Below are 8,216 nucleotides of genomic sequence, written 5' to 3'. Positions count from 1 at the left end.
GCAGGTATCTTCCCAACAAAAACTCATTGAAGTCTCTGGTGCCTCAGGCAGCAAATCCGATCTGGTTTGAGGTCTCGGGGCCCGGCGAGCTGGTGGCTACCGACAACGGTGATCCGGCCGACCTCGTTTCGTTCGCATCCAACGAGCGGAAAGCCTATAACGGGTTGACCCTGGCGATCAGCATGAGTAGGCCCGGCGCATTGGAACCTTACCTCTCGGCCAGGACTGCCCGCAACGCAGGTAGCGCTGAAAACGACCCGGTAGCATCATGCCCCATGCGCGGTTAGGTAGGTTGACTGATCAGCCTTTGATGGCTGCTTGACTTCGATGGCCCGGTTCGTAGATAAGTCGCATGAAGGTGCTGAGTCGCTGGCTTTGTTTGTCGATGGGTATACCGGTTACGATACCGACCAGCAGCTTATCCGTCACGCTGACCCGCAGCTGTGGACGGGCTACCAGCTGGAACCGATGGTGGGCCAGTTCTTTGTTCAGTTCAACCCCGATGAAGTTGCGGCTGCCCGGTATCATGTAATGCAGGTTGGTGTTGATTTGCCAGTGCGTTTCCCACTTCGACTGCTCAACCGACCGCTCCAGTAACGGGCCTGCGTAAACAAGAGTATGAAAGCGGTTGCCCCAGCGTTTGGCGGCTATAAAAAAAGGATTCGAAGTGTTGCCCCGAACGGCAGGTCCCCGGTTGGCGCGGCCAAACGCACGCAGATGGAGTTCGTTGATATAGCCGACGGCCAGCGTGGTCTGTAGGCGCTCCGATACGTAAAAGGACCACTGAACGGCCGTCTTGAGGCTTTCCAGCTGATTGGCGGGCTTTTCGCCGTTGGGTTCATTGCAGGTGTAGAACGAAAAGGGGAGTTCGACTTCTAACCCAAGCCGGTTTATCGGTGCCCATTCGTACTCGACCAGGGCTGTTTAGGTATCGTACCGAAAGTTATCCGTTAGCCCCAGCCCCACGTTCCATTCCCGTTCCCCTTTCCGGGCCCCCAGGTCGCGGATCAGATCGATAAAAAGAGGCTCGGCATGTAAGACTTTATCAGGAGTTCGCTGATCCTCAACTTCGTGGATATACAAACTGTCGAGCTGGCGGTTGACCAGCTGGGTGCTGTCCGGACTTTGACCGTAACACCTGAGGAGGGCGGAACAAAAGAAGAAAAGCAGAATCGGGAGACAGCGTCCCGACAGTTTACTCGACGACACGATCGGCTGGGACGAGAAAAGATTCCACCGCATAGACGATCCGTTGACCCAGTCGCCGGCCGGTTTTTGTGCGCTGAGCCAGTATGACACCAAGGTAACCAATCCAGAAAGTATAGTTAGATATGGCCGAAAAGGAGATGACCGCCGTTAACCCAAGTAAGGATACCAGCAGGAACAGGTAGCTAAGCAGCAGGGAGTCGGTCCGCCAGGAGTAGGATGAATCGGCGAACGAAGCCCCTGATTGATTTTCGTGGTTGATCCGGGTGTGAGCCTGCCAGAATGCGCTGCCGGTCAGCATGATGCCCAGCATAACGAACCCGTTCAGGACCTCCCAGGAACCGGCCTGCCCGGCGCGACTGACGATCAGCGAGATAACGGAGTTGGTCGGTTCGTTGCTGAAGGCCAGGCAGTTGACCAGGTATTCTTCTTCCAGCGCATACTCCAGACCGAAACTGCCCGCCCCGAGTAAGCCGATTCGAATGGGGTTCCGCTGCATAGTAAACGACCACCGCCGGGCCTGTTGCAGCACGTTGAACGAGTAGACCCCAATCCGGTGCGTAATTCTGGACCTGTACAGGATGAGCAGCACCGGCAGCACCACCAGAAACTGAAGCGGGTGCTGGTAGGCAAGAGCCACTAAACTAAGCAGGCCAATCCCGTTCGACAGGAGAGATAATCGATGAATCCAGGCGTACTGACCCGTTTCGTCAGCGCCGTGTTGCCGTTCTGCCTGGTGTATATGGTTAATTCGCTCTTCGGCGAAACTGTAAAGAATAGTGGAGATGCCTAAGGCAGCCAGCCAGCATAGGGTTCCGATATCGATATGCATCGAGCCGAGTACCTTTTCCATGTTGAAACATTGAGTATGTTGTCGTTAATGGGCAAAGGTAGATTGGCACTATTAGGTGGGGCTTACAGCAAGCTTATAAAAAAATTAGAATGTGCTGGTCGGGCTGGTCGGCAACACGATGATAAACGTGCTTCCTTTCTCCGGCTGGCTTGTCACGTCGATACGGCCGTTGTGGAGTTCCACAATTCGTTTGCAGATCGAGAGACCCAGCCCGTAGCCATCGTGCGAACGGGCATTGTCGGCGCGGTAGAACGGATCAAAAATCTGGGGTAACTGGTCAGCGGCAATTCCGATGCCCTCGTCCGTCACGCTGACCCGGCAGGTGTTCGTATCCTGCGCGATGTAGACGAGCGCCCGTTGATCAGCGCTGTATTTGCAGGCGTTATCGAACAGATTGAGTAGCATACGGCGCAGCAGCAACTCATCGCCCCGAACCTGTGGATGTTCTCCGGTAGCCACCAGGTCAGAGAACCGAACATCGATTCGGTAGTGGGGGTGGGCGTTGAGCAGTTCGTCGCGCGCCATGAAGATCACATCGTCCAGCAGAACGACATGTTGTACCTGTAATTTGGGCGTTTCGAGCGTTCGGGCCAGCACGAGCAGGCTGTTGGTCAGGTCAATGATCCGATCGGTATCATCGGTCAGATTGCGAAGAATATGCTGGTATTGGTCGGCCGGTAGCGGGTGGCGCAAACTGAGCTGAAGCTCTGACTTCAGGGCTGCCAACGGAGTTCGCAACTCATGGGAAGCGTGGGAGATAAACGTGCGTTGCTGCTCGAAGGCCTGCTGGAGCCGCCCCAGCACCTGGTTGAAGTTGATAGCCAGCTGGGCAACCTCATCCTGCCGGTTTCCTTCGTCAAGACGTTGCTGCAGACTCCGGGCGTTGATGGTCGAAACTTGTTTGTTGATGCGGCTGATGGGCCGGAGCGACTGGCCCGCGAACAGCACCCCGAGCCCAACGGTCAGCCCGATGCCGCCGAGCAGACTCCAGACAATGGTTCTACGAAGATTTCGCAACTCGGCCTGGCCCGACCGATCGTAGGCGGTGGCAACAACGGTCAGCGGCTGCGGACCCTCCGGGGCGTATAACCCAAAAAGCTGCTGCTCGCCCATCCAGGTGCGGACGATCTTTTCCTGCCGGATCTGCTCCAGAATCGATACGGGTATGGCTACTGAATCTTCATCGATGCTGCTGTAGAGAATCCGATTGCCCGAATCGAAGACCATCACTTTCTGGTCATACAGCGTGATCAGGGTTTTGCGGTCGATGATGCGCAACAGATTACGATCCAGTTCCTCTACCTGGGTCAGGAACCGAACAACCGTTCGGGCCCGCTGCTCGAGCCGATCGAAAAACTCCGTTTGCCGGTAGGTATCAGACCGAACATAAATGATCAGGGAGTAGCAGATCAGAATACCCGCCACAATGAGCGAAAACTGGAAGGCAATCCGGTTACGTATCGTCATAAGCGGTCAGTCTTCGCGCAGGACATACCCAAGTCCGGGCCGGGTGTGGATGAGCTTCGGCGTGAAGTCGCGGTCGATTTTTCGGCGTAAATAGTTGATATACACCTCAACGACGTTGGTGCCGGGGTCGAAGTTGAGTCCCCAGACCTGTTCGCTCAGATCCATTTTGGAGACAACCCGCCCCTGGTTGCGTAGCAGGTATTCGAGGAGCATGAACTCCCGGGCGGTCAGATCGATCTGGGTGTTCTGCCGACTGACGGTCTTGGCTGATAAATTCACGACGAGGTCAGCGACCTGCAGAATTTCTTCACGGCTGGTATGCCGCTGGCTGGTCCGGCGCATCCAGACGCCCACCCGCGCACTCAGCTCGCGCAGGTCGAAGGGTTTTACCACGTAATCGTCGGCCCCCAGGTCGAGCCCTTCTACCTTGTCCTCGATTTCACCGAGGGCGGTGAGCATGATAATGGGCAGTTCAGGTTTGACCGCCCGAACCGACCGGCAGACTTCGTACCCGTTGAGGCCGGGCAGGTTGATATCCAGCAGTAACAGGTCGATTGGGTTTTCGATGGCCAGCTGCCGCCCCACGTATCCTTCATAGGCCACTTCGGTCAGATAGCCTTCTTCGCGCAGGCTGCGGCTGACGTTCTGGGCAATGCGTCGATCGTCTTCGACGATCAGTATCGTTCGTGCGGGCATAATGATGACTTCTCCGTTGAGTAAATAGGCCAGAATGTATCGGTATCGTGTGTTTACACTACCTAAAACAGATAGGTCTGGCAGGAGGGTACTTACTCAGCAAACGGAGAGGGGGGTGATTTGTTTAATCGGGCTTGCCTGAGTAGTGGTGAACCAAAGCAACGGATCGGCACGGGCAGCGGGTTACTCGGGTAGGTAAATCGTAAAGGTAGCACCCTGGCCCGGCTGGCTGTCTGCATGGACGTAGCCGTGGTGATTCTCGACAACTTTTCGTACGATGGCCAGTCCGATGCCGGTGCCGGGATATTCGCTTCGGCCGTGTAATCGCTGAAAGGTACCGAAGATCTGCTCGGCCTGACTGGGCTGAAAACCAATGCCGTTATCCTGAACCCGAATGGCGCAGTAGGAGAGGGCGGGGTCGGCCAGCTGAAAGGCGGGGGGCAGTTCGGACTGGGCTATGGACTGTCGGCTCACCCGAACCTGGGGCTTCACATCAGGCCGGGTAAATTTGAGGGCGTTGGTCAGCAGGTTCTGAAAGAGCTGCGTAAGCTGGGTCGCATCGCCGGGAAGACAGCCCAGATCACCGACCTCAACCGACGCCTGTTTTTCCTGAATCGACAGGTCAAGAAGAGCCAGCACCCCGCCTACCAGCTCATTCAGATTCTGTTCGCTCATGTGCTGGCCGGGGGTGGTAAGCCTCGAAAAGTTGAGCAAATCGCGGATCAGCGTCGACATACGGGCGGCCGCGCTCTGCATACGAACGAGCATGTCCTGTCCCTGCCTGCCCAGGAGTTCGCCGTACTGCTGGTTCAGGATATCGCCAAACTGCTGAATCTTGCGAAGAGGTTCCTGCAGGTCATGGCTGGCCACGTAGGCAAACTCCTGCAGGTTATCGTTCGACCGGTTCAGGGCCTGATTGCTCAGCCTGAGGGCCGAGTTGGTCGCTTCCAGCTTTTCGTTGTTAATCCGCAGGAGCTGCTGGGTTTCTTTCTGTACCGTGAGGTCCGTCAGAATAATACTCAGCGATAGCCCTTCATCCAGATCGAGGGACTTCACCGACAGCATACAGGGTATTTTCTGGTGGTAAAGGTTGATGATGTTCAGCTCCACTTTTCGTTCTTCGTTCCAGCCCTGGCTGAAGAGTAGCTGATAATCGGCCAGCGAGTCGGGGTCGATGAAACCGGCAAAGGGGACCCCCAATACCGAAGACAGAGGCTGCCCGACCATACGCGCAAACATGGTGTTGCTGTAGAGGATCAGTCCGTTTTCGTTCAGGGTAACGGCCCCCTCATTCATGGTTTCGATAAAGATTCGGTAGGTCTGGTCGGCCGTTTTCAACGTATACAGTTCGTGGCCGTTATTGCCTTCAACCACGAGCGCATCGATCTGACCCGTTCGTATGGCGTAAAGCGTTTCGGCGGCCTCGTCGAGCTGACTGCGCAGGCTTTTATTTTCGTCGACCAGCTCCTGGTACGTTTTCATTGGGGTCATTCCAAATCGGGTAATAGGCCTAAACCTTTCAGAACCTGCCTTGTATCCGAAAGGTCGCCGATGAGCCGACGTTCGGGTAGAGGTAGTCGTTTTATCAATAGGGGCAGGGCGAACAGTTGTTCCTGCTGGGCAATTTCTTTCTGCTGGTACACATCGATCACTTCGAGCGAATACTGACCCGGCAGGTAGGTCTCACAGATGTGATTCAGGTTGGTAATCGCCCGGGCGGAGTGGTGCGATGCGCCGGTGATGTATAGGCTCAGTACAAAAAACTGGCTGTCGCCATCCGATTCGGTGGGGGGGGGTATGGCCGACTCGCTCATCGTTAATTACGAACGGGGCGGATATTTAACCCCACCAGTACTTTTTCTTCATTCGATAAATCGCCGATGATTTTCCGGATGGGCTCGGGTACTTTTTTAACCAGCGTTGGGATCGCCAGAATCTGGTCGCCCTCGGCCAGCTGGGGGTTTACGAGCAGGTCGATCACCTCAATCGTATATTGATCCTTCAGGTGAAGTTCACAGTATCGCTTCAGATTACGAAGGGCGGTTACTGACTTAACCGTCTGACCGGCAATGTAGAGCCGAAGCTCCCATATCTCTTTTTCTTGGTTCATAGGTATGCCTGAAGAGCCTGTCGCATTCGCCCTTCTGTATCATTACTCGTTGTGGCGGTTGCGGGTTATCTGTTCGCGGGTTTTTTCCAGGATTTCTTTCCGCAGCTTATCTTCGTCGAAGCTTCTGTTCAGCTCGTCCTGAATGGTGTTGAATTCTTCTTCCAGGCTGGCAATTTTTGACGCCAGTACCAGTCGTTTCCGTTCAATCTCCCGATCCTTGCGGTTCTGTGCGTGATCACGCAGCGCAACGCCCGTAACTTCCTGCAGCTGAAAGGCCTCGCGGGCCGAACCTGTAACCACCCCGTCGGGACCCAGGTAGACATCGACCAGGTCGAGCCCTTTGTCTGAGATCACAAACTCGCGCACCTGGTTCGAGTGCTTCATACCGCGCGATTTCATGACGTAAAGACCACGGTTTCGCTCGCCGTTCAGCTCAATATCCTTAATGAGCAGCCAGGCATCAACCAGCGACGAGACGCCTTCGTCGGTCTGCTCGTTGATCACGTTGTTCAGGGCCAGGGCCGTAAACATGACCGTAATCTGCCGGGTTTGCAGGAAGTCGATCAGCCGGATCAGCATCGACTTCACTTCGCTGACGGCACCAACGGTAATCAGGTTGGTGATCGGGTCGAGGACCACTACGGATGGGTTGAACTCCTGCACCAGCTTATGAATAGCGACCAGGTGCATTTCGAGCCCGTTCAGTGTAGGCCTCGACGCCCGGAACAGCAGCAACCCCCGATCAACATGGCTCTGTAAATCAAGCCCAATGGATTTCATATTCCGGATAATCTGCTGGGGCGACTCCTCGAACGCGAAATACAGGCATCGTTCGCTCCGCTGGCATACCATATTCGCAAATGAACAGGCCACGCTGGTTTTTCCCGTTCCGGCCGTACCCGAAATCAGTATACTGCTTCCCTTGTAAAATCCCTGTCCGTCGAGCATCTTGTCGAGGGCGCTGATCCCCGAAGGCAGCCGCTCCGACGATACCGGATGGTCGAGGGTCAGGGAGGTAATCGGCAGCACCGAGATGCCTTCTTCATCGATCAGAAACGGGTATTCATTCGTGCCGTGGGTAGAGCCGCGGTATTTTACAATCCGCAGCAGGCGGGTCGAGATCTGGTTATTCACCCGATGATCGAGCAGGATAACGCAGTCCGATACGTATTCTTCGAGCCCGTGCCGGGTTAGCAGGCCTTCGCCCTTTTCGCCCGTAATGATGGTCGTTACTTTCTTTTCTTTCAGCCAGTCGAACAGCCGCCGGAGTTCAGCGCGCAGAATGCCCTGGTCGTTGAGGCTACCGAACAGGTTCTCGATGGTATCGAGCACGACCCGTTTGGCACCGATACTGTCGATAGCATAGCCTAGCCGGATAAACAGGCCGTCGAGGTCATACTCGCCCGTTTCCTGTATCTCGCTCCGCTCAATGTGAACGTGATCCAGTTTGATCAATCGTTTGGCCTGCAAATCGTTCAGGTCGAAGCCCAGCGAGGCAACGTTCATGGCTATTTCATCGGCTTTCTCTTCAAACGCCATAAAGACGCCGGGTTCGCCATGGTCAAGCGCGCCCCGCACCAGAAATTCGATAGAGAACAAAGTTTTACCGCAACCCGCTCCCCCACAAATCAGGGTTGGACGGCCTTTGGGAAGACCGCCCCGGGTTATTTCGTCCAGACCGTCAATGCCTGTCGGTGTTTTGGGTAACTCGAAACTTAAAGGAGAAAAAACGGCGCCAGTGTTCAGGCTCATGAAGGAGAGTGATGAGTGATTGATAACGAAGGTACGGGTTATAACCCAATTAGAAGATTAAATCTATACGTCTAGATATAACCCATTTGGTTTTGATTCTTCTGTTGTAAGCAGGGGCCGATACCTTCATAT

10 protein-coding genes are annotated in these 8,216 nt (G+C 55.1%); 1 reads left to right on the top strand and 9 read right to left on the bottom strand.

Annotated elements, in window-relative coordinates; translation table 11 throughout:
• Positions 1–287: hypothetical protein (locus B1C80_RS20090; protein WP_161492793.1), on the top strand; the 287-nt coding region annotated here is incomplete at its 5' end.
• A 13-nt stretch (positions 288–300) separates the two neighbouring features.
• On the opposite strand, the gene B1C80_RS28925 is transcribed toward B1C80_RS20090, so the two are convergent.
• The 9 genes from B1C80_RS28925 to kaiC all read right to left on the bottom strand — a co-directional run bounded on the left by B1C80_RS28925 (position 301) and on the right by kaiC (position 8,084).
• Positions 301–918, bottom strand: a complete 618-nt coding sequence (locus tag B1C80_RS28925; protein WP_304442109.1) for an HAEPLYID family protein — start codon at positions 916–918, stop codon at positions 301–303.
• 6 nt (positions 919–924) lie between these two features.
• Positions 925–1,242, bottom strand: a complete 318-nt coding sequence (locus B1C80_RS28760) for a hypothetical protein (protein ID WP_236648855.1) — start codon at positions 1,240–1,242, stop codon at positions 925–927.
• Positions 1,196–2,059 carry a hypothetical protein gene (locus tag B1C80_RS20080; RefSeq protein WP_077922995.1) on the bottom strand — a complete coding sequence of 288 codons (864 nt, stop codon included), beginning with the start codon at positions 2,057–2,059 and terminating at the stop codon, positions 1,196–1,198. The genes B1C80_RS28760 and B1C80_RS20080 overlap by 47 nt, the downstream gene beginning before the upstream one ends.
• Before the next feature lie 84 nt (positions 2,060–2,143).
• Positions 2,144–3,526, bottom strand: a complete 1,383-nt coding sequence (locus tag B1C80_RS20075; protein ID WP_077922994.1) for a cell wall metabolism sensor histidine kinase WalK — start codon at positions 3,524–3,526, stop codon at positions 2,144–2,146.
• A gap of 6 nt (positions 3,527–3,532) precedes the next feature.
• On the bottom strand, positions 3,533–4,222 hold the full coding sequence (locus B1C80_RS20070) for a response regulator transcription factor (RefSeq protein WP_077922993.1): 690 nt from the start codon (positions 4,220–4,222) through the stop codon (positions 3,533–3,535).
• Positions 4,223–4,405: 183 nt separating this feature from the next.
• Positions 4,406–5,713 (bottom strand): ATP-binding protein, encoded by a 1,308-nt coding sequence (locus B1C80_RS20065; protein ID WP_077922992.1) that lies wholly within the window; start codon positions 5,711–5,713, stop codon positions 4,406–4,408.
• The gene (locus B1C80_RS20060) at positions 5,710–6,036 is read right to left on the bottom strand and encodes a circadian clock KaiB family protein (protein WP_077922991.1); all 327 of its coding nucleotides are present in this window, start codon (positions 6,034–6,036) and stop codon (positions 5,710–5,712) included. Before B1C80_RS20060 ends, B1C80_RS20065 begins: the two co-directional genes overlap by 4 nt.
• A gap of 2 nt (positions 6,037–6,038) precedes the next feature.
• Positions 6,039–6,332, bottom strand: a complete 294-nt coding sequence (locus B1C80_RS20055; protein ID WP_077922990.1) for a circadian clock KaiB family protein — start codon at positions 6,330–6,332, stop codon at positions 6,039–6,041.
• Positions 6,333–6,374: 42 nt separating this feature from the next.
• Positions 6,375–8,084 (bottom strand): circadian clock protein KaiC, encoded by a 1,710-nt coding sequence (kaiC, locus tag B1C80_RS20050; RefSeq protein ID WP_077922989.1) that lies wholly within the window; start codon positions 8,082–8,084, stop codon positions 6,375–6,377.
• Positions 8,085–8,216 lie beyond the last annotated feature (132 nt).

It is taken from the genome of Spirosoma sp. 209, from assembly GCF_002006735.1.
GTDB classification, from domain to species: Bacteria; Bacteroidota; Bacteroidia; order Cytophagales; family Spirosomataceae; genus Spirosoma; species Spirosoma sordidisoli.
Note: the sequence above shows the minus strand (reverse complement) of the source record. Positions and strands in the feature narration are given on the sequence as shown.

What these genes read in the sequence shown, in the direction of transcription:
- B1C80_RS20075 (WP_077922994.1), bottom strand. Translation starts at nt 3,526, where the DNA reads ATGACGATACGTAACCGGATTGCCTTCCAGTTTTCGCTCATTGTGGCG.
- B1C80_RS20055 (WP_077922990.1), bottom strand. Translation starts at nt 6,332, where the DNA reads ATGAACCAAGAAAAAGAGATATGGGAGCTTCGGCTCTACATTGCCGGT.
- B1C80_RS20060 (WP_077922991.1), bottom strand. Translation starts at nt 6,036, where the DNA reads ATGAGCGAGTCGGCCATACCCCCCCCCACCGAATCGGATGGCGACAGC.
- B1C80_RS20065 (WP_077922992.1), bottom strand. Translation starts at nt 5,713, where the DNA reads ATGACCCCAATGAAAACGTACCAGGAGCTGGTCGACGAAAATAAAAGC.
- B1C80_RS28760 (WP_236648855.1), bottom strand. Translation starts at nt 1,242, where the DNA reads ATGCGGTGGAATCTTTTCTCGTCCCAGCCGATCGTGTCGTCGAGTAAA.
- B1C80_RS20070 (WP_077922993.1), bottom strand. Translation starts at nt 4,222, where the DNA reads ATGCCCGCACGAACGATACTGATCGTCGAAGACGATCGACGCATTGCC.
- B1C80_RS20080 (WP_077922995.1), bottom strand. Translation starts at nt 2,059, where the DNA reads ATGGAAAAGGTACTCGGCTCGATGCATATCGATATCGGAACCCTATGC.
- kaiC (WP_077922989.1), bottom strand. Translation starts at nt 8,084, where the DNA reads ATGAGCCTGAACACTGGCGCCGTTTTTTCTCCTTTAAGTTTCGAGTTA.